The sequence below is a fragment of the Kitasatospora sp. NPDC052868 genome (genome assembly GCF_044547105.1).
GTDB lineage: Bacteria > Actinomycetota > Actinomycetes > Streptomycetales > Streptomycetaceae > Kitasatospora.
This window is the reverse complement of sequence record NZ_JBITZW010000001.1, coordinates 46,709-65,422: the sequence shown is the minus strand read 5'-3', so window position 1 is coordinate 65,422 and position 18,714 is coordinate 46,709. Positions and strand designations below refer to the sequence as shown.

Sequence of the window (18,714 nt, the reverse complement as noted above, 5' to 3'; positions counted from 1 at the left end):
GCTGAGGGACTGACGGGCCGACGGACCCTAGACTCCGGGGAATGCGCAGCCGCGAGTACGGACCCGATCTGACCCCGCCGTGGAAGCGGCAGCAGCCCGCCCCGGAGGTGCCCGCCGAGCGGGACCTGGTGGTCGAGGAGGCGGCGAGCGGCTTCTGCGGCGCGGTGGTGCGCTGTGAGAAGACGGCGGAGGGCTTCACCGTCACCCTGGAGGACCGCTTCGGCAGCCACCGGGTGTTCCCGCTGGTGCCCCGCGGCTTCCTACTGGAGGGCCGGACGGTCACCCTGGTCCGCCCCGCCGCGGCCGCACCGGTGCCCTCCCGGGCACCCGGCCGGACCGCCTCCGGGTCGGTGGCCGTGCCCGGCGCCCGCGCACGGGTGGCCCGGGAGTCCCGGATCTACGTCGAGGGCCGGCACGACGCCGAGCTGGTCGAGCGGGTCTGGGGCGACGACCTGCGGATCGAGGGCGTGGTCGTCGAGTACCTGGAGGGCGTCGACGACCTGGCCGCGATCGTCGCCGGGTTCGCCCCCGGCCCGGGCCGCCGCCTCGGCGTGCTGGTCGACCACCTGCTCCCGGGCACCAAGGAGCACCGGATCGCCGCCCGGGTGACCGGCGACGCCGTCCTGGTCGTCGGCCACCCGTACATCGACATCTGGCAGGCCGTGAAGCCGTCCAGTGTCGGCATTCCCGGCTGGCCCGACGTGCCGTACGAGGAGGAGTGGAAGGAGGGCGTCTGCCGCCGCCTCGGCTGGCCGGTGGACACCCCCGCCGCCTGGAAGCGCATCCTCTCGAAGGTCGACTCCTACAAGGACCTGGAGCCGGCCCTGCTGGGGAAGGTCGAGGAGCTGATCGACTTCGTGACGTCGGACGACTGAGCGCCGGTCAGGAATACCGCTGGAACTCCGTCGTGTCCCCCCCGGGGATCGTCAGGTCCTGAGTGGTCAGCGGACGCCACCGGCCGTACGGAACCTGGTGCTGAATGGCCAGGACGATGAGGTTGTGGACCATGTCCGGCCCGGCCGTCATCACGATTTCCCCCCTGATGAGCTCGGCCTTGAAGCCTTCCGGGACCTCCAGGTTCTCGAAGATCCCTATCACCCGATCATCGATGGCGGTCATCGCACGCTCCCTCCGACGGCTGGCACCACGTTAATGAATGTCAGTCCACCAGGTCACGCACGACCGCGTCGGCCAGCAGGCGGCCCTGGAGGGTCAGGACGGCGCGGCCCGCCCCGTACGGCTCCGGGGCGAGGAGGCCGTCGGCGAGGTGGCGGCCGGCGGCCTCCAGGCCGGTCTCGGTCAGGAGGGTGAGCGGGATGCCCTCGGCGAGGCGCAGTTCGAGCAGGATGCGCTCGACGCGGCGGTCCTCGTCCGCGAGCAGCTCGCGGCCCTGGGCCGGGGTGCGGCCCTCGGCGAGGGCCTGCGCGTAGGCGGCGGGGTGCTTGGCGTTCCACCAGCGGACGCCGCCGACGTGGCTGTGCGCACCCGGCCCGGCGCCCCACCAGTCGGCGCCGGTCCAGTAGAGCTCGTTGTGCCGGCAGCGGCACTCGGGGGTGGTGGACCAGTTGGAGACCTCGTACCAGGAGTAGCCGGCGGCGCTCAGCGCCTGCTCGGCGATCAGGTAGCGGTCGGCGTGCACGTCGTCGTCGATCATCGGCAGCTCGCCGCGCTTGACCCGGGCGGCCAGCTTCGTGCCCTCCTCGACGATCAGCGAGTACGCCGAGACGTGGTCGGGGCCCGCGCCGATCGCGGCGTCCAGGGAGGCCCGCCAGTCGTCGTCGGACTCACCGGGGGTCCCGTAGATGAGGTCCAGGTTGACGTGCTCGAACCCGGCCTCGCGGGCCTCGGCCACGCAGGCCTCGGGGCGGCCCGGGGTGTGGTGGCGGTCGAGCAGCCGAAGCACGTGCGGCCGGGCGCTCTGCATGCCGAAGGAGACCCGGTTGTAGCCGCCCTCGCGCAGTTCGGCGAGGTAGGCCGGGTCGACCGACTCCGGGTTGGCCTCGGTGGTCACCTCGGCGCCGGGGGCGATCCCGAACTCCTCGCGGATCGCGGCGAGCATCTTCACCAGGTCCCGGGCGGGCAGCAGGGTCGGGGTGCCGCCGCCGAGGAAGACGGTCTGCACCGGCAGCTCGGCGTCCCCCAGCACCCGCCGGGCCAGGCGGATCTCGGAGACCACGTTGTCCGCGTACGTCTCCTGGGAGGCGACGGCGCCCGAGGAGCGCAGCTCGGTGGCGGTGTAGGTGTTGAAGTCGCAGTAGCCGCAGCGGCTCGCGCAGTACGGGACGTGCAGGTAGAAGCCGAACGGCCGCGAGCCCAGCCCGGTGAGGGCGTGCGCGGGCAGGGAACCGTCGGACGGCACGGGTTCGCCGTCGGGGAGTGCGGAGGGCATGAGCCCATTGTCCCGTACGGCCGCGGTGATCCTTCAGGCCGTACGGGACAGCGGGTGGGTCAGGCCTCGTTGGCCCCCGCGTACATCTCGGTGACGGCGTCCGCGTACGTCCGCTCGACCACCGGGCGCTTGATCTTCAGGCTCGGGGTGAGCTCGCCATGCTCGATGTCCAGGTCGCGCGGGAGCAGGGTGAACCTCTTGATCGTCTGCCAGCGCTGGAGGTCGGTGTTGACCCGCTTGACGAAGCCCTCGATCAGCTCGTGCACCTGCGGGGCGGCGGCGACCTCGGCGTAGGACTTGCCGGCCAGGCCGTGCTCGGCGGCCCACGGCATGATCACCGACTCGTCCAGGCCGATCAGCGCGGTGCAGAAGTTGCGGCCGTTGCCGATCACCAGGATGTTGCTGACGAACGGGCAGACCGCCTTGAACTTGCCCTCCACCTCGCTCGGCGCGACGTACTTGCCGCCGGAGGTCTTGAACATGTCCTTCTTGCGGTCGGTGATCCGCAGGAAGCCGTCCTGGCCGAGCTCGCCGATGTCCTCGGTGTGGAACCAGCCGTCCGGCTCCAGCACCTCGGCGGTCTTCTCCGGCAGGTTGTGGTAGCCGCGCATCACGCCGGGGCCGCGCAGCAGGATCTCGCCGTCCTCGGCGATCCGGACCTCGCTGCCCGGCAGCACGTTGCCGATGGTGCCGACCCGGACGTCCTCGGCCCGGTTGACGCAGATGCCGGCCGAGGTCTCGGTCAGGCCGTAGCCCTCCAGCACCGGCACGCCGACACCGGCGAAGAAGTAGCCGATCTCGGGCGCCAGCGCGGCGCTTCCGGAGACCGAACCGCGCATCCGCCCGCCGAAGGCGTCCCGGATCTTGGTGTACACCAGCTTGTCGGCGATCGCGTGCTGGACCCGCAGGCCCAGCGGGGCGCTGTCGCGGCCGGTGGCGATCCGGTTCGCCTGGGTGACCCGGGCGTACTCGCGGGCGGTGCGGGCCGCCCACATGAAGATCTTGTACTTGGCGCCGCCCTCGGCCCGGGCCTTGCCGGCGATGCCGTTGTAGACCTTCTCGAAGATGCGCGGCGCGGAGGCCATCATGGTCGGACGGACGACCGGCAGGTTGTGGATGATCCGGTCGACCCGGCCGTCCACGGCCATCACGTGGCCGGTGGCGATCTGGCCGCAGATCAGGCTCTTGCCGAACACGTGCGACAGCGGCAGCCACATGAACTGCACGTCCTCCGCGCGCAGCAGCCCGCTCTGCTCCTGGGAGCGGCCCTGGTACGCCCAGCAGTCGTGCACCAGGCGCACGCCCTTGGGGCGGCCGGTGGTGCCGGAGGTGTAGATCAGGGTGGCCAGCTGCTCCTTGTCGAGCGCGGCGACGGCCTTCTCCACGGCGTCCGGGTGCTGCTCCAGGTACTCGGTACCGAGCTGCTCCAGGTCCGCCAGGGTGAGCACGTTCAGTCCGCCGGTCTCCGCCGGGGCGGCGCCGTCGAACAGGATCGCGGTGCGCAGCTCGGGCAGCTGCTCCAGCTCGCCGACCACCTTGGCGAGCTGGGCCCCGTTCTCGACGAACAGTGCTCTGGAGCCCGAGTCGGAGAGGATGTACGCCGTCTCGTCGGCGTTGGTGCTGGGGTAGATCGCGGTGGTGGCGGCCCCCGCGCACATGTTGCCGAGGTCGGCGACGATCCACTCCAGCCGGGTGGAGGACATCAGCGCGACGCGGTCCTCCGGCTGGATGCCCAGCGACAACAGGCCGGCGGCCACCGCGTAGACCCGGGTCGCGGTCTGTGCCCAGGTCACCGAGCGCCACTGCTCGGCGCCGGGGGTGCTGTCCGCCGCGTGCTCGTCGACCGGCACGGGGAAGCGGTAGGCCTCACCGCCCGGAGTGGCGGCGACCCGCTCCAGGAACAGGTGGGCGACGGAGGCGGGACGCCCGGCGACGATGTCGGCACTGCCGGAGTCGATCAGGGACTGCGCGGAACTCAACGAGGACCTCCGGAGGGCGGGTGGCCGTGTGAGGGGTTGTCTCGGCGCCCGTGGGGGGCGGTCGCCGGGCCCCGGTCGACCGGCTGGGTACCGGTGAGTAACAAGGGGGCATTCAGCAGCCTATTGGGAAACCGGCCATTCCGTAAGGGGGTCGGGCAGGCTGGCACGGCGGCACCGGGCCAGTGCAGCATGTGACAGGGCCGCCGCACCACCCCGCAACGCCCCGCCGGGGCGTTGGGCAAAGGACTGGACAAACATCCGGCTCGCAGCACCGGAATCACCTGTGCGAGTCCACCAAAGAACGAGAATCGGGGTGCGAACCCCACCGCCGACGACAAGAGTGTGCCAGTGCTGATCAGACTGCTCAGGGCGTACCTGCGCCCCTACTCCCGCCCGATCACCGTGCTGGTACTGCTCCAGCTCGTGTCCACCCTCGCAGCGCTCTACCTGCCCACACTCAACGCCGACATCATCGACGACGGCGTGACCAAGGGAGACACCGGCTACATCCTGCGCGTGGGCGGGGTGATGATCGCAGTCACCCTGGTCCAGGCGCTCTGCTCGGTCGGCGCCGTCTACTACGGCGCGCGGACCGCCATGGCGTTCGGCCGGGACCTCCGGGCCGCCGTCTTCGGCCGGGTGCAGAGCTTCTCCGCCCGCGAGGTCGGCCAGTTCGGCGCCCCCTCGCTGATCACCCGGACCACCAACGACGTCCAGCAGGTCCAGATGCTGGCCCTGATGAGCTTCACCCTGATGGTCGCCGCGCCGATCATGTGCGTCGGCGGCATCATCATGGCGCTCAACCAGGACGTGCCGCTGTCCGGCCTGCTGCTGGCCGTGATCCCGGTCCTGGGCACCGTCGTCGCCCTGCTGGTCCGGGCGCTGCGCCCGAGCTTCCGCAGCATGCAGGAGCGGATCGACACGGTGAACCGGGTCCTGCGCGAGCAGATCACCGGCATCCGGGTCATCCGCGCCTTCGTCAAGGACGACCACGAGCAGGCCCGCTTCGCCGGGGCCAACGGCGACCTGACCGACGTCTCGCTGCGGGTCGGCCGGCTGATGGCCTTCATGTTCCCCACCGTGATGCTGGTGGTGAACGTCTCCAGCGTCGCGGTGCTCTGGTTCGGCGCCCACCGGATCGACAGTGGCGGGATGCAGATCGGCGCGCTGACCGCCTTCCTCTCCTACCTGATGCAGATCCTGATGAGCGTCATGATGGCCACCTTCATGTTCATGATGGTGCCGCGCGCCGAGGTCTGCGCCGAGCGGATCCAGGAGGTGCTGGACACCCGCTCCAGCGTCGTCCCGCCGTCCGCGCCCGTCACCGAGGTGCTGCGCCGCGGCAACCTGGAGCTGCGCGACGTCGAGTTCCGCTACCCGGGCGCCGAGGCCCCGGTGCTGCGCGGCATCGACATCACCGCCCGCCCCGGCGAGACCACCGCCGTGATCGGCTCCACCGGCAGCGGCAAGTCCACCCTGCTCGGGCTCGTCCCGCGGCTGTTCGACGCCACCGGGGGCAAGGTCCTGCTGGACGGCGTGGACGTGCGCGACCTCGCCCCCGAGACGATCGCCGAGACCGTCGGCCTCGTCCCGCAGAAGCCCTACCTGTTCTCCGGCACGGTCGCCAGCAACCTCCGCTACGGCCGGCCCGAGGCCACCGACGAGGAGCTCTGGCACGCCCTGGAGGTCGCCCAGGCCAAGGAGTTCGTCGAGCGCCTCCCCGAAGGCCTGGACGCGCCCATCGCCCAGGGCGGCGGCAACGTCTCCGGCGGCCAGCGCCAGCGCCTGGCGATCGCCCGCGCACTGGTCCGCAGGCCCGGTGTCTACCTCTTCGACGACTCCTTCTCCGCGCTCGACTACGCCACCGACGCCAGGCTGCGCAAGGCGCTCGCCCGGGAGACCTCCGACGCCACCGTCCTGATCGTCGCCCAGCGCGTCTCCACCATCCGCGACGCCCACCGGATCATCGTCCTGGACGAGGGCGCGGTGGTCGGCAGCGGCACCCACACCGAGCTGATGGCCGGCAACCCGACCTACCGGGAGATCGTCCTGTCCCAGCTCACCGAACAGGAGGCGGCGTGAGCACGCCGAAGAAGGCACCCGGGAAGGCCGCGGCCGACGAGGTGCCCAGCGACTCGCAGGCCGCCGCCGCCCGGCGCGGCCCGGCCGGCCCCGGCCGGTTCATGGGCGGCCAGGGCACCGAGAAGTCGATGGACTTCAAGGGCTCCGGCAAGCGGGTGCTCAAGCTTCTGCGCCCGGAACGCGCCCTGATCTCCGCCGTGCTGGCGCTCGGCGTGCTCAGCATCGGCGCCGCCGTGGTCGGCCCCAAGGTGCTCGGCGACGCCACCGACCTGATCTTCGCCGGCGTGGTCGGCGACCAGTTCGAGCCCGGCACCTCCAAGCAGCAGGCCGTCGAGGGGCTGCGCGCGCACGGCGACGGCGGCACCGCCGACCTGCTCAACTCGATCGACTTCACCCCCGGCGTGGGCATGGACTTCAACGCCATCGGCACCGTGCTGCTCTGGGTCCTGGCGATCTACGTCGCCTCCGCCGTGCTCGGCATCGTCCAGGGCCGGCTCGCCACCACGGCGATCCAGCGGGCCGGCTACCGGCTGCGCCGGGACGTCGAGGCCAAGCTCGCCCGGCTGCCGCTCAGCTACTTCGACAAGCAGCCGCGCGGCGAGGTGCTCAGCCGGGTCACCAACGACATCGACAACATCGGCCAGTCCATGCAGCAGACCATGGGCCAGGTGGTGAACTCGCTGCTCACCGTGGTCGGCGTGCTCGCGATGATGTTCTGGATCTCACCGCTGCTGGCGCTGATCGCCCTGGTCTCGGTGCCGCTGTCGGTGGTCGTGGCGACCAGGGTCGGCAAGCGGGCGCAGCCCCAGTTCGTCCAGCAGTGGAAGTCCACCGGGCAGCTCAACGCCCACATCGAGGAGATGTACACCGGCCACAACCTGGTGAAGGTCTTCGGCCGGCAGAAGGAGGCCGCGGCGGTCTTCGCCGAGCACAACGAGGCGCTGTTCACCGCCAGCTTCCGGGCCCAGTTCATCTCCGGGATCATCCAGCCCGCGATGATGCTGATCGGCAACCTGCAGTACGTGCTGGTCGCCGTGGTCGGCGGCCTGCGGGTGGCGAGCGGCGCACTGTCGATCGGCGACGTGCAGGCGTTCATCCAGTACTCGCGGCAGTTCAGCCAGCCGCTCACCCAGGTCGCCAGCATGGCCAACCTGGTGCAGTCCGGCGTCGCCTCCGCCGAGCGCGTCTTCGAGCTGCTGGACGCGCCCGAGCAGACCCCCGAGCCGGCCATGCCCGAGCGCCCGGACACCATCCGCGGCCGGGTCGCCTTCCAGGACGTGGCCTTCCGCTACGACCCGGGGACGCCGCTGATCGAGGACCTCTCGCTGAAGGTCGAACCCGGGCAGACCGTCGCCATCGTCGGCCCGACCGGCGCCGGCAAGACCACCATGGTCAACCTGCTGATGCGGTTCTACGAGGTCAGCAGCGGGCGGATCACCCTGGACGGGGTGGACGTGGCCGCGATGTCCCGCGAGGATCTGCGCTCCGGCATCGGCATGGTCCTCCAGGACACCTGGCTGTTCGGCGGCTCCATCGCCGACAACATCGCGTACGGCGCCGAGGGCGCCACCCGCGAGCAGGTGGTCGAGGCGGCCAAGGCCGCGCACGTGGACCGCTTCGTGCGGACCCTGCCGGACGGCTACGACACCAGGATCGACGACGAGGGCGCCGGCGTCAGTGCGGGCGAGAAGCAGCTGATCACCATCGCCCGGGCCTTCCTGGCCCAGCCGTCGATCCTCGTCCTGGACGAGGCGACCAGCTCGGTCGACACCCGGACGGAGGTCCTGATCCAGCGCGCGATGGCCCGGCTGCGCACCGGCCGGACCAGCTTCGTGATCGCCCACCGGCTCTCCACCATCCGGGACGCCGACGTGATCCTGGTGATGGAGAACGGGTCGATCGTCGAGCAGGGCACGCACGACGAGCTGATCGCCGCCGACGGCGCGTACGCCCGGCTGTACCAGGCCCAGTTCGCCGAGGCCGTGGCCGAGGTCGACTGAGCGGCGGCGCAGTCCTCCGGCGGAGCCGGAGCGGGTGCCGGGACGGCTGAGGGGCCCGGGAGTCGACACTCCCGGGCCCCTCAGCCACTGCTACCGCTCTACCTCTTTACTTCTTTTCCTTCGGCGCCTCGGCGTCGGTGGACAGCGCGGCGATGAAGGCCTCCTGCGGGACCTCCACGCGGCCGACCATCTTCATCCGCTTCTTGCCTTCCTTCTGCTTCTCCAGCAGCTTGCGCTTACGCGAGATGTCACCGCCGTAGCACTTGGCGAGCACGTCCTTGCGGATCGCGCGGACCGTCTCACGGGCGATCACCCGCGAGCCGATGGCCGCCTGGATCGGCACCTCGAACTGCTGGCGCGGGATCAGCTTCTGCAGCTTGCCGGCCATCATGACGCCGTAGTTGTACGCCTTGTCCTTGTGCACGATCGCGGAGAACGCGTCCACCGCGTCACCGTGCAGCAGGATGTCGACCTTCACCAGGTCGGCCGTCTGCTCGCCGATCGGCTCGTAGTCGAAGGAGCCGTAACCGCGGGTCTTGGACTTCAGGTAGTCGAAGAAGTCGAAGACGATCTCCGCGAGCGGCAGGGTGTAGCGCAGCTCGACGCGGTCCTCGGACAGGTAGTCCATGCCCTGGAGGTTGCCGCGGCGGCCCTGGCACAGCTCCATGATCGCGCCGACGAACTCGTTCGGCGCCAGGATGGTCCCGCGCACGACCGGCTCGTGCACCTCGGCGATCTTGCCGGTCGGGAACTCGCTCGGGTTGGTGACGGTGTGCTCGGTGCCGTCCTCCATCACCACGCGGTAGACCACGTTCGGGGCGGTGGAGATCAGGTCGAGGTTGAACTCGCGCTCCAGGCGCTCCCGGATGATCTCCAGGTGCAGCAGGCCCAGGAAGCCGCAGCGGTAGCCGAAGCCGAGTGCGACGGACGTCTCCGGCTCGTAGACCAGCGCGGCGTCGTTCAGCCGCAGCTTGTCGAGGGCGTCGCGCAGCAGCGGGTAGTCCGAGCCGTCCAGCGGGTAGAGGCCGGAGAACACCATCGGGCGCGGGTCCTTGTAGCCGCCCAGCGGCTCGGTCGCACCCTTGTGCATCGAGGTGATGGTGTCACCGACCTTGGACTGCCGGACGTCCTTCACACCGGTGATGATGTAGCCGACCTCGCCGACGCCCAGGCCGTCGGCGACCTTCGGCTCGGGCGAGATGACGCCGATCTCCAGCAGCTCGTGGGTCGCGCCGGTGGACATCATCGCGATCCGCTCACGCTTGGTGAGCTGGCCGTCGACGACACGGACGTAGGTGACCACGCCGCGGTAGGAGTCGTACACCGAGTCGAAGATCATCGCGCGGGCCGGGGCGTCCTTGACGCCGACCGGCGCCGGGATCCGCTCGACCACGTGGTCGAGCAGCTCCGGTACGCCGAGGCCGCTCTTGGCGCTGACCTTGAGGACGTCCTCCGGGTCGCACCCGATGATGTGGGCGAGCTCGGCGGCGTACTTCTCCGGCTGGGCGGCCGGCAGGTCGATCTTGTTGAGCACCGGGATGATCGTGAGGTCGTTCTCCAGCGCCAGGTACAGGTTGGCGAGGGTCTGCGCCTCGATGCCCTGGGCGGCGTCCACCACGAGGATGGTGCCCTCGCAGGCGGCGAGCGAACGGGACACCTCGTAGGTGAAGTCCACGTGGCCCGGGGTGTCGATCATGTTGAGGATGTGCGTCGACCCGGCGTCCGGTCCGGTCTTCGGCGCCCACGGGAGGCGGACCGCCTGCGACTTGATGGTGATGCCGCGCTCGCGCTCGATGTCCATCCGGTCGAGGTACTGGGCGCGCATCTGCCGCGGGTCGACGACGCCGGTGATCTGCAGCATCCGGTCTGCGAGCGTCGACTTGCCGTGGTCGATGTGGGCGATGATGCAGAAGTTGCGGATCAGCGCCGGGTCGGTACGGCTGGGCTCTGGCACATTGCTGGGGGTCGCGGGCACCTTGGTCCGATTCTCCGTTGGTCCGGGGGCCGGGGGTGTTCCGGATCATCGCTGACCGCGGCTTCCCGGGGACCGGACAGTCGTCCGATCGAGATAGTTCCTCCCATCTTCCCACGAGCTGGACGTGCGTCGCCGGTCAGCTCGTCCCCCAGCTCGCCCCCGGGCCGCCCGGACCGCGTCCAGGGGGCCGCTGCGCAGCGGCCGCGGCGCCGCTCCGGGGCTTTCGCACCGCGGTCCGGCGGGGCAGGATGGCGCTCCATGATCCTCGAAAGCGCGTTGCTGGACGTCCTGCCCGGCCAGGAGGAGGCGTTCCTCGCCGCCTTCACGGAGGCCAGGCCGCTGATCGCGGTCCAGTCCGGCTTCCGCTCGCTGGAACTGCGCCGCTGCCTGGACGAGGGACGAGGCTCGCGGTTCCTGCTCCAGGTGGAGTGGGAGGCGCTGGAGGACCACACGGAGGGGTTCCGCCGCTCCGCCGAGTACCAGCGGTGGCGGGAGCTGCTGCACCGCTTCTACGAGCCCTTCCCCGAGGTCGAGCACTACGGAGAGCCGGTGCTCGGCGCCTGATCCGGGCCCGGCCGGTTTGGGGCGAACGGTACGCCCCTGGTAGCGTGGGGCGCTGCACCTGGCCCTCGGCATGCCCTCTCAGCTTGTCCGGCGGCCGCCCGGTGCAGCCCGTTCAAACCGTTAACACAAAAGACTGAGGCTCCTTCGTGGCGAACATCAAGTCCCAGATCAAGCGCAACAAGACCAACGAGAAGGCGCGCCTGCGCAACAAGGCCGTCAAGTCCTCGCTGAAGACCGCTCTGCGCAAGGCCCGCGAGGCCGCTGCCGCCGGTGAGACCGAGAAGGCCGCCGTGCTGGCCCGCGCCGCCTCCAAGGCGCTGGACAAGGCCGTGAGCAAGGGCATCATCCACGCCAACCAGGCCGCCAACAAGAAGTCGGCGATCACCAAGCGCGTCAACACCGCCGTCCAGGCCTGACGCCCCCGGGGTCCTCGACCCCACCGCCCCAGGTCGGACCGGCCCTCTACCCGGACCCCTGAGGCGCAGTAGGAACTTCGCACCGCACGCGGCCTGCGTTCGCCACGCGGGTGCGGTGCACACAGCAGTACGGCAGGCGCCGCAGCAAGCCCCTTCCCCGGGGCGGCTGCGGCGCCTGTTCCGTTCACCGGTGCGAACGCTAGGGTCGATCACCGACCGGGATCGGATCCGTCGGGCGCGGGCCCGGGGACCACAGGGCTCAGGGGGGCCACGTATGGCAACGCCACCGCCACCGCCACCGCAGGGCGGGCCGGGGTTCGGGGGTTTTCCGCAGCAGCAGCAGCCGCAGGTGCAGCAGCCACCGCAGCACCAGCAGCCGCACCAGACTCCGCCGCCGGGCGGCACCCCGGGCTTCGGGCCGCCTCCCGGGCTGCCCACCTCGCCCGGAATGCCGCCGGTGGGGGCCGATCGGCCGGGCCGCCGGGGCGGGGGCCTGCGCCGCAACGCCCTCTGGGCGTTCACGGGCGCGCTGATCGTCTCGGCGGGGTGGGCGGCCGCGGTCTTCACCCTGCCCGGCATGGTGCAGTCCGGCGGCTCGGCGCGTCCGATCCGGGGCTACCAGGTCGTGGACGACCTCTGCTCGGCGTCGAAGCTCGCCAAGTTCCAGTCGCTCTACACGATGGTGGACACCAACCCGTACCACTACAGCGCCCGGCACACCGACATGGACGTCATGTCGTGCACCGCCGACATGAAGCGCGGCGCCACGTCCTCGGACTGGGACTACGCGCTGATCGAGATGCGCGCCAACCTGCACAAGTCCGTGGACTCCGCGCCGGAGTTCACCGCCACCAAGGCGGCCTTCCAACAGCGCAAGGCCGAGATCAGCGCGGTGCCCGGGCTCGGTGACGAGGCCTATCTCGCCTACATCGACGAGCGGCGCACCACCAGCAAGAGCCGGACCTGGCACTCCGCCCGCTACGAACTGCAGGTCCGGGACGGCGGTATGACGTTCTCACTGGCCTGGTCCGCGACCTATGACGACGACGGGCCCAAGCCGGTCGACAAGGAGACCGTCCGGCAGTCGCTGCTCTCCGACGGCCGGGACGCCCTGAAGGCGATCGGCGGCCCGTAGGCGCCGGTGCCATAAGGCCTGCCTCAGTCGGCCTGCCCGCGTGGCCCGGGTGGGGCCTGCGCCGCCGGCCCGTCAGTACGGGCGGGCGCCTGCCCGGGCGGCGCGGGCGACCGTGACGACGGCCCGCTCCAGCGCGTAGGCCGGGTCGTCGGACCCGCCCTTGACGGCGGCGTCCGCCTGGGCGATCGCGGTCAGGGCGGTGGCCACGGCGTCGCCGGTCCAGCCGCGCATCTGCTGACGGACGCGCTCGACCTTCCACGGCGGCATCCCCAGCTCGCGGGCCAGGTCCGCCGGGCGCATGTTCCGCCCGGTGGTGGCCAGCCGCCCGATGCTGCGGACGCCGGAGGCCAGCGCATAGGTGATACCGGTCGGCGGCTGCCCGACGGCCAGTGCCCAGCGCAGCCGCTCCAGCGCCTCGGCGGCCCGGCCGGTGACGGCCAGGTCGGCCACCTCGAAGCCGGTCGCCTCGGCCCGTCCGCTGTAGTAGCGGGCCACCACGGCCTCGTCGATGGTGCCCTCGACGTCCGAGGTGAGCTGGCTGCAGGCGGCGGCCAGCTCGCGCAGGTCGCTGCCGAGCGCGTCCAGCAGGGCCTGGCAGGCCTCCGGCGTCGCCGAGCGGCCGAGCGTCCTGAACTCGCCCCGGACGAAGGTCAGCCGCTCCCCCGCCTTGGCCAGCTTCGCGCAGGCGACCTCCCGGCCGCCGGCCTTGCGCCCGGCGTCCAGCAGGCCCTTGCCCTTGGCGCCACCCGCGTGCACCAGCACGATGATCACTTCTTCGGCCGGGGACTCGATGTACGCCTTGACCTCCTTCACCGCCTCGGCGGAGAGGTCCTGAGCGGCCCGGACCACGATGACCTTGCGCTCGGCGAAGAGCGAGGGTGTGGTCAGCTCGGCCAGGCTGCCCGGCTGCAGGCCCCCGGGCGGGAGGTCCCGCACATCGGTGTCGGGATCGGCCGCCTTCGCCGCCGCCACCACCTGGGCGACCGCGCGGTCGAGCAGCAGCTCCTCCTGGCCGACCGCGAGGGTCAGCGGGGCGAGCAGGTCGTCGGGTGCACTCTTCCTGGCCATCGCCTACCAGCATCCCACGGGGTGCGGACACTCCCGCCCGGGCCGACCCGGGTGCGCGGCCCGGGCGCGGACCACACGGGGACCCGGGTTGAGGGCGCGCCGACGGATCCGGGGAGAATGACCCGGTGACCGAAGACCACACCATCAGCGACCTGGACGAGTTCGACCCGCACGCCCGGCAACTGCTTGTCCTGCCCGACCGCGACGCCGCCGAGGAGGCCTCCGAAGGCCTCAGCGCCGACCACCCCGACCTCGGCGAACTCGAAATCGTCCGCGACGCCCTGGCCGGTGAGGACGACGCCGAGGACGCCCAGTGGCTGGTGGTCGTCGAACCTCCCGAGGACGGCTGGACCCCCGGGCTCCTGCGCGCCCTGGACGCCGTCGCCACCGAACACGAGGGCTGGCGCGAGGAGGGCTGACCGCCCCCGGGGTGCCGTCCGGCACCCCGGCCGCCCGCTGCCGCCTGCCGGGCCCCTGCTGTGCGGGGCCCCGCAATGTGCCCATGGCGGTAGAGGGGAACATGCTCAGCGTCGGTGCCGCCCCTGGGTTATTGCCCAGTGGCGTCAGTAGAGGAAGAGGGGCAGGTCTTCCAGCGAACCAGGGCCGGTGAAGAAGTGCTCCGCGGCGGCCAGGTCCTTCGCGAACCGTGGCTCACGCTCGGCGAGCGCCTGGTCGAGATCCTGTCGTTCCTGCGGAGGCCGGTTGCGGGCCGCGGCATTGAGCTCGGCGACGGTTGCCAGCATCAGCCGCTGCCACCGTTCGCCCTGTTCGGCGAGCGCGTAGATGCCCGAAAGCAGGTCGGCCATGCCGGCGGGCCGGGTTTGGGACGAGGGGTCCGTACCCACCACAGGACGGAGTTCGAAACTCCCGGCCCGTGCGGCGAGCCGCAGCACGCCGGCCCAGTTCCTGATGCGCCCGAGGCGTACGTACACCGACTCGTCGTCGTGCGGTGGCAGCCGGCCACCGTGCAGGGGATTGGTGGCCGCCACGATGTCGGCCAGGATCCGGCGCTCCGTCCCGGTCAGAACCCACAGCCCCTCCTGTTGAGCCTCCAGAGCCGCGCTGGTCCAGTCCTCGGCCGCAGCCAGCCGGGACGCGAAGTCAGCCGGGTCATTGACCGGTGAAGGTGAGGGCTCAGTGATCACAGCAGTCAGTATCCGATGCGTCCTTGCCGCGGCACGAGAGCGTCACCCACCGCTTCATCCGGGCACGTTCATCCGTACGGGACTGGGCACGCTCACCTGTGTACGCAGACACCCGTACGCCGACACCTGCGCTGCCGAAGCCTGCACCGCCGAACCGCTCATATGCGACGCCCCCTCGCGGGCTGGTGGTCGAGCGGGTGGACGACCGCGCCGAGGGCGGCCGGGGTGCCGCCCGTGACGGCGATGTCGCCGGACTGGTCGGTCCGCAGGACGGTCGCACCGAGGGCCCTCAGCCGGTCCACAGTGCGGGCGGCGGGGTGGCCGTAGGGGTTGTCCCGACCGCAGGAGATCAGGGCCAGCCGCGGGCGGAGGTACGCGGCGAGGGCCGCGTCCTGGTGCGCGGAGCCGTGGTGGGCCACCTTGAGGACGTCCACCCGGCTGCGAGCGCTGCGGCCGATACGGGCCAGCAGTGCGGACTGGGCCGGCGGTTCGAGATCCCCCAGGAGGGCCAACCGCAGCCCGCCGGCGAGGGTGACCAGCAGGGCGACGCTGGCGTTGTTGGCGCCGGGCGCGTCCGCCGCCGCCGAGCCGTCCGGCCAGAGCACCTCCCAGGAGAGGCCGGGGCCCGCCGTGCGGCGCTCGCCGCGCACGGCCCGCGCCAACGGCACGCCGGCCGCCGACGCCCAGCGGAGCACCCGGGCCGCCTCACCCGGCGGATCGTCCAGCGCGGTGCCCTCGACCGCCCCGACCCGCCGCCCGCGCAGCACTCCCGGTACGCCCTCGACGTGGTCGGCGTGAAAGTGCGTCAGCAGGAGCAGCGGGACGGTGGTGATCCCCAGGTCCCGCAGACAGCGGTCGGCCGCCTGCGGGTCCGGCCCGGCGTCCACGACCACGGCGCTGTCCGGGCCGCCGCCACCCGCGCCCTGGTCCGCCGCGTCACCTGGGGCGGTGACGGGCAGTACCAGCATGTCGCCCTGGCCCACGTCGCACATCGCCAGTCGCCACCCCGGGGGCGGCCAGCCGGTCGCGATCCGGGTGAGCAGCGGCGGCCTCAGCAGCACGGCCGGCAGGGCAAGGAGGAGAAGCCCCGCCACCACCGCCCGGACATGGCGCAGCCGGACATGCCGCAACGTGGCACGCCCCGCCCGGGCGCTACCGCCTCCGGGCGACGCTCCGGCCGGAGGCGGTACGGTCGGAAGCGGTACGGCCGGAGGCGGTACGGCAGGGCCACCAGGCACCGCTCGGCGGGGCAGGAGGAGCGGGGCCGACCAGCAGGCCGCCACGGTGGCGACGGCGAGCGTGGCGGTGCCGAGGAGCCCGCCCGGCCAGGAGAGCCGGGCCCCGGGCAGTTCGGCGCCGTGTCTGGCCACCGCCGCCAGCCAACCGGCGGGGAGGCCGGCCGGCTCGGCCAGCAGACCGGCCACCGCCGGAAGGACCGGCTCCACCGCGAGGACCGCGAACCCCAGCAGGGTCGCCGGGGCCACCGCCGGCTCGGCCAACAGGTTGCAGGGGATGGCGACGAGGCTGATGTGTGCGGACAGCACCACGGTGACGGGCGCACAGAGCGCCTGGGCCGCGGCCGTCGCCGCCACGGCGGTCGCCAGGTGGTGCGGCCAGCCCCGCGCCCGCAGGGCGTCCGCCCAGTGCGGACCGAGGACCAGCAGGCCCGTGGTGGCGAGGACGGAGAGCAGGAACCCGAACGACCGCGCGAGGTAGGGATCGAGAAGCACCAGGAGCAGGACCGTGCCCGACAGGGCCGGCACCGCCTGGCGAGGGCGGCCGGCCGCCAGGGCCAACAGGCCGACCAGGCCGGTACCCGCCGCCCGCAGCACGCTCGGCTCCGGGCGGCAGATGGTGACGAAGGCCAGGGTGACGGCGGTGCCGAGCAGCGCGGTGGTGCGCAGCGACAGCCCGAGCAGGCCGGCCAGGCCCCGCCGCTCGGACCTCCCGGCCCGTCCGGGTGCCCCCAGCAGCACACCCAGGACAATGGCGAGATTCGCCCCGCTCACCGCGACCAGGTGCGCCATGTCGGTGGCGCGGAAGGCCTCCTGGAGGTCGTCGGGCAGCCGGGAGACGTCCCCGACGACGAGCGCCGGGAGCAGCCCCCGCGCATCCGGTGGGAGCCCGTCCACGGCGGATCGCAGACCGGCCCGCAGTCGGCCGGCGATGCGCTGCGGCAGGCTCGGCGGCGCCAGCTGCCGGGGCGGCCCGTGGGTGAGCAGCAGCGCCGCGGACTCGGTGTCGTGCCCCTCCCCGGCCGGGCGGACCTGTGCCTCGACGGCCAGCCTGGTCGACGGAAGCAGGTGCTGCCAGGCATCCAGCCCCTCGCCGCGCACCAGGACGGTCACCGGGGTCCTGGTCCGGACGGTCCCCGCCGGTGCGAGCCCGCCCGGTGCGAGCCCGTCGGGGACGGTGACCCGGTCCACCACGGCCTCCACCGTGAGAAGGGCCTGGCCGGCGCTCGTGCCCCTGGACCGGGAGGTGGACGCTCTCGGATCCCCGGTGATGGTCAGGTCGACGCCCACGATCGCACCGGCCGCCGCCGTGGCCCCGGGGGTGGAGGCGGTGTGGGCCAGTCCGGGCAGCGGACCGCGGTGCAGGTCGGCGGTGTGCAGGAGGGTGGCGGTGGCGGCCGCCGCACCCGTGAGCAGGACGGCGGCCACGGTGGTGGCGGCGCCCCGGCGCCGCCGCCGGGCGGAGTGCAGCAGCAGGAGCACGGCTGCCACGGCGGCCGCCGTCGCAGCGAGGGCCGCACCGTCGCTCGCGCCCGACCGAAGAACGAGGGCCGTGACCGCCCACGCCGAGACGGCGGGCAGCAGCAGACGGAGGTCGGGGGACGTCCGGACGGGGTCGGTGGAAATACGGGTGGGCTTGGTCGTCCCGGGGATGGCGGCACCTCCCTTCGGTACACACGGGGTGGGGGCGGGGCGGCGGGCGGTCAGAGGGTGAGCATCGGTCTGATCTCCGCATAGGTGCGCTCGCCGATGCCGCTGACCTGTCTGAGCTGCTCCAGGGAGCGGAACGATCCGTGCGAGGTGCGGAACGCGAGGATGCGCTGAGCCAGCGTCGGACCGACGCCGGGGAGGGTGTCGAGCTGCTGGAGGGTGGCGCGGTTGAGGCTGACCGGCTGCGTCGGTGCGGCCGAGGCGAGCGGGGCACCGGCCGGGGGCGCACCCGGCTCCCCCACCAGGATCTGCTCACCGTCCGTCAGCACCCGGGCCAGGTTGAGGCTCTTGGTCTCCGTCTCCGGCAGCGGTCCGCCGGCCACCCGCAGGGCGTCCGCCACCCGGGAGCCGCCGGGCAGGGTGTGCACCCCGGGTGAGGGCACCCGGCCCCCGATGTCCACCACCACGACGGTGGTCGCACCAACGGTGCCCGGGCCTGTGCCCGGACCGGCGGCCTCGGCGGAGACCGTGGACGAGCCTGTCGCGGCCGCCACCGCCTCCCCCGGCACCGGCGGGGCGACCGCCACCGCCGGCACCTGGACCGGCCGGGGCCTGGCGAGCCAGAAGTGCTGCACCGCGTAGCCCACGGCGAGCAGCAGCAGGACGAGGAGCCCCACCACCGCCCGCCGGTCCAGCGCCAGCGCCGGGCTCAGTCGAAACGGCGAGCCGCCCACCGGGGAAGGCACCGGACCCGCGTCCGACGGCGGCCCGGTGGCCGAGGGCTCGCCCACATCGGGCGGTCCCTCGGACTCCGGCAGCAGCGTCGACATCCGCCGGCGGGCCGTCTCGGTGATCTCATGGCGCTTGGCCGCGCCGATGCTCGTGGTCGTCATGCGCAGCACGGTAGAAGTCGCTCGCCGACCGCGGGGAAATCTCGAAAAAGCTGTGGATAACCGGGGGTTGTGGATAAGTCAGGTCACTCACGCGAGTGAGGAGACCCGAAGCCGGTTGGCGCCCACGCACGGCCCCCACCCGCCGAAACACCCCTGCCACCCCGCCCGCCGAACGCCCATGAA

Annotated in this window: 15 protein-coding genes; 7 read left to right on the top strand and 8 right to left on the bottom strand. The window is 72.3% G+C overall.

Features of this window, described 5'->3' with window-relative positions:
- The first annotated feature begins 41 nt into the window (after positions 1 to 41).
- Positions 42 to 875, top strand: a complete 834-nt coding sequence (locus ACIGZJ_RS00275; RefSeq protein WP_396455182.1) for a DUF3097 domain-containing protein — start codon at positions 42 to 44, stop codon at positions 873 to 875.
- Positions 876 to 882: 7 nt separating this feature from the next.
- On the opposite strand, the gene ACIGZJ_RS00270 is transcribed toward ACIGZJ_RS00275, so the two are convergent.
- The 3 genes from ACIGZJ_RS00270 to ACIGZJ_RS00260 are packed head-to-tail and all read right to left on the bottom strand — an operon-like array spanning position 883 to position 4,368.
- Complete coding sequence (locus tag ACIGZJ_RS00270; protein WP_396455180.1) at positions 883 to 1,119, bottom strand: hypothetical protein; 237 nt, start codon at positions 1,117 to 1,119, stop codon at positions 883 to 885.
- Positions 1,120 to 1,159: 40 nt separating this feature from the next.
- Positions 1,160 to 2,389, bottom strand: a complete 1,230-nt coding sequence (gene hemW / locus ACIGZJ_RS00265) for a radical SAM family heme chaperone HemW (RefSeq protein WP_396455178.1) — start codon at positions 2,387 to 2,389, stop codon at positions 1,160 to 1,162.
- 59 nt (positions 2,390 to 2,448) lie between these two features.
- Complete coding sequence (locus ACIGZJ_RS00260; RefSeq protein WP_396455176.1) at positions 2,449 to 4,368, bottom strand: AMP-dependent synthetase/ligase; 1,920 nt, start codon at positions 4,366 to 4,368, stop codon at positions 2,449 to 2,451.
- Between the two features lie 348 nt (positions 4,369 to 4,716).
- On the opposite strand from ACIGZJ_RS00260, the gene ACIGZJ_RS00255 reads away from it, so the two are divergent.
- A complete protein-coding gene (locus tag ACIGZJ_RS00255) occupies positions 4,717 to 6,450 on the top strand; it encodes an ABC transporter ATP-binding protein (protein ID WP_396455174.1) in 1,734 nt (577 codons plus the stop codon).
- Positions 6,451 to 6,551: 101 nt separating this feature from the next.
- On the top strand, positions 6,552 to 8,450 hold the full coding sequence (locus ACIGZJ_RS00250; RefSeq protein ID WP_396455731.1) for an ABC transporter ATP-binding protein: 1,899 nt from the start codon (positions 6,552 to 6,554) through the stop codon (positions 8,448 to 8,450).
- A 106-nt stretch (positions 8,451 to 8,556) separates the two neighbouring features.
- Here ACIGZJ_RS00250 and lepA read toward each other — a convergent pair whose 3' ends face one another.
- Positions 8,557 to 10,425 carry a translation elongation factor 4 gene (gene lepA, locus ACIGZJ_RS00245; RefSeq protein ID WP_396455172.1) on the bottom strand — a complete coding sequence of 623 codons (1,869 nt, stop codon included), beginning with the start codon at positions 10,423 to 10,425 and terminating at the stop codon, positions 8,557 to 8,559.
- Between the two features lie 258 nt (positions 10,426 to 10,683).
- Here lepA and ACIGZJ_RS00240 point away from each other — a divergent pair, with 258 nt between their 5' ends.
- The 3 genes from ACIGZJ_RS00240 (at position 10,684) to ACIGZJ_RS00230 (ending at position 12,540) form a co-directional block, all read left to right on the top strand.
- A complete protein-coding gene (locus tag ACIGZJ_RS00240; RefSeq protein WP_396455170.1) occupies positions 10,684 to 10,989 on the top strand; it encodes an antibiotic biosynthesis monooxygenase family protein in 306 nt (101 codons plus the stop codon).
- A gap of 146 nt (positions 10,990 to 11,135) precedes the next feature.
- Complete coding sequence (rpsT, locus tag ACIGZJ_RS00235) at positions 11,136 to 11,405, top strand: 30S ribosomal protein S20 (RefSeq protein WP_387939763.1); 270 nt, start codon at positions 11,136 to 11,138, stop codon at positions 11,403 to 11,405.
- A gap of 349 nt (positions 11,406 to 11,754) precedes the next feature.
- Entirely contained in the window at positions 11,755 to 12,540 is a 786-nt protein-coding gene (locus ACIGZJ_RS00230) for a hypothetical protein (protein ID WP_396455168.1), read from the top strand.
- Between the two features lie 72 nt (positions 12,541 to 12,612).
- Here ACIGZJ_RS00230 and holA read toward each other — a convergent pair whose 3' ends face one another.
- On the bottom strand, positions 12,613 to 13,608 hold the full coding sequence (gene holA, locus ACIGZJ_RS00225; protein ID WP_396455166.1) for a DNA polymerase III subunit delta: 996 nt from the start codon (positions 13,606 to 13,608) through the stop codon (positions 12,613 to 12,615).
- Positions 13,609 to 13,733: 125 nt separating this feature from the next.
- Here holA and ACIGZJ_RS00220 point away from each other — a divergent pair, with 125 nt between their 5' ends.
- On the top strand, positions 13,734 to 14,027 hold the full coding sequence (locus tag ACIGZJ_RS00220) for a hypothetical protein (RefSeq protein WP_392927033.1): 294 nt from the start codon (positions 13,734 to 13,736) through the stop codon (positions 14,025 to 14,027).
- 144 nt (positions 14,028 to 14,171) lie between these two features.
- On the opposite strand, the gene ACIGZJ_RS00215 is transcribed toward ACIGZJ_RS00220, so the two are convergent.
- The 3 genes from ACIGZJ_RS00215 to ACIGZJ_RS00205 all read right to left on the bottom strand — a co-directional run bounded on the left by ACIGZJ_RS00215 (position 14,172) and on the right by ACIGZJ_RS00205 (position 18,531).
- Positions 14,172 to 14,753 (bottom strand): hypothetical protein, encoded by a 582-nt coding sequence (locus ACIGZJ_RS00215; protein WP_396455163.1) that lies wholly within the window; start codon positions 14,751 to 14,753, stop codon positions 14,172 to 14,174.
- Positions 14,754 to 14,911: 158 nt separating this feature from the next.
- Positions 14,912 to 17,479 (bottom strand): ComEC/Rec2 family competence protein, encoded by a 2,568-nt coding sequence (locus ACIGZJ_RS00210; RefSeq protein WP_396455161.1) that lies wholly within the window; start codon positions 17,477 to 17,479, stop codon positions 14,912 to 14,914.
- Between the two features lie 212 nt (positions 17,480 to 17,691).
- Positions 17,692 to 18,531 carry a helix-hairpin-helix domain-containing protein gene (locus ACIGZJ_RS00205; RefSeq protein ID WP_396455159.1) on the bottom strand — a complete coding sequence of 280 codons (840 nt, stop codon included), beginning with the start codon at positions 18,529 to 18,531 and terminating at the stop codon, positions 17,692 to 17,694.
- Between the last annotated feature and the right edge of the window lie 183 nt (positions 18,532 to 18,714).

Bases quoted from the DNA above. Each gene is read 5' to 3' on its own strand.
- ACIGZJ_RS00275 (WP_396455182.1), top strand. From the start codon at position 42: ATGCGCAGCCGCGAGTACGGACCCGATCTGACCCCGCCGTGGAAGCGG.
- ACIGZJ_RS00250 (WP_396455731.1), top strand. From the start codon at position 6,552: ATGGGCGGCCAGGGCACCGAGAAGTCGATGGACTTCAAGGGCTCCGGC.
- ACIGZJ_RS00270 (WP_396455180.1), bottom strand. From the start codon at position 1,119: ATGACCGCCATCGATGATCGGGTGATAGGGATCTTCGAGAACCTGGAG.
- ACIGZJ_RS00205 (WP_396455159.1), bottom strand. From the start codon at position 18,531: ATGACGACCACGAGCATCGGCGCGGCCAAGCGCCATGAGATCACCGAG.
- holA (WP_396455166.1), bottom strand. From the start codon at position 13,608: ATGGCCAGGAAGAGTGCACCCGACGACCTGCTCGCCCCGCTGACCCTC.
- hemW (WP_396455178.1), bottom strand. From the start codon at position 2,389: ATGCCCTCCGCACTCCCCGACGGCGAACCCGTGCCGTCCGACGGTTCC.
- ACIGZJ_RS00240 (WP_396455170.1), top strand. From the start codon at position 10,684: ATGATCCTCGAAAGCGCGTTGCTGGACGTCCTGCCCGGCCAGGAGGAG.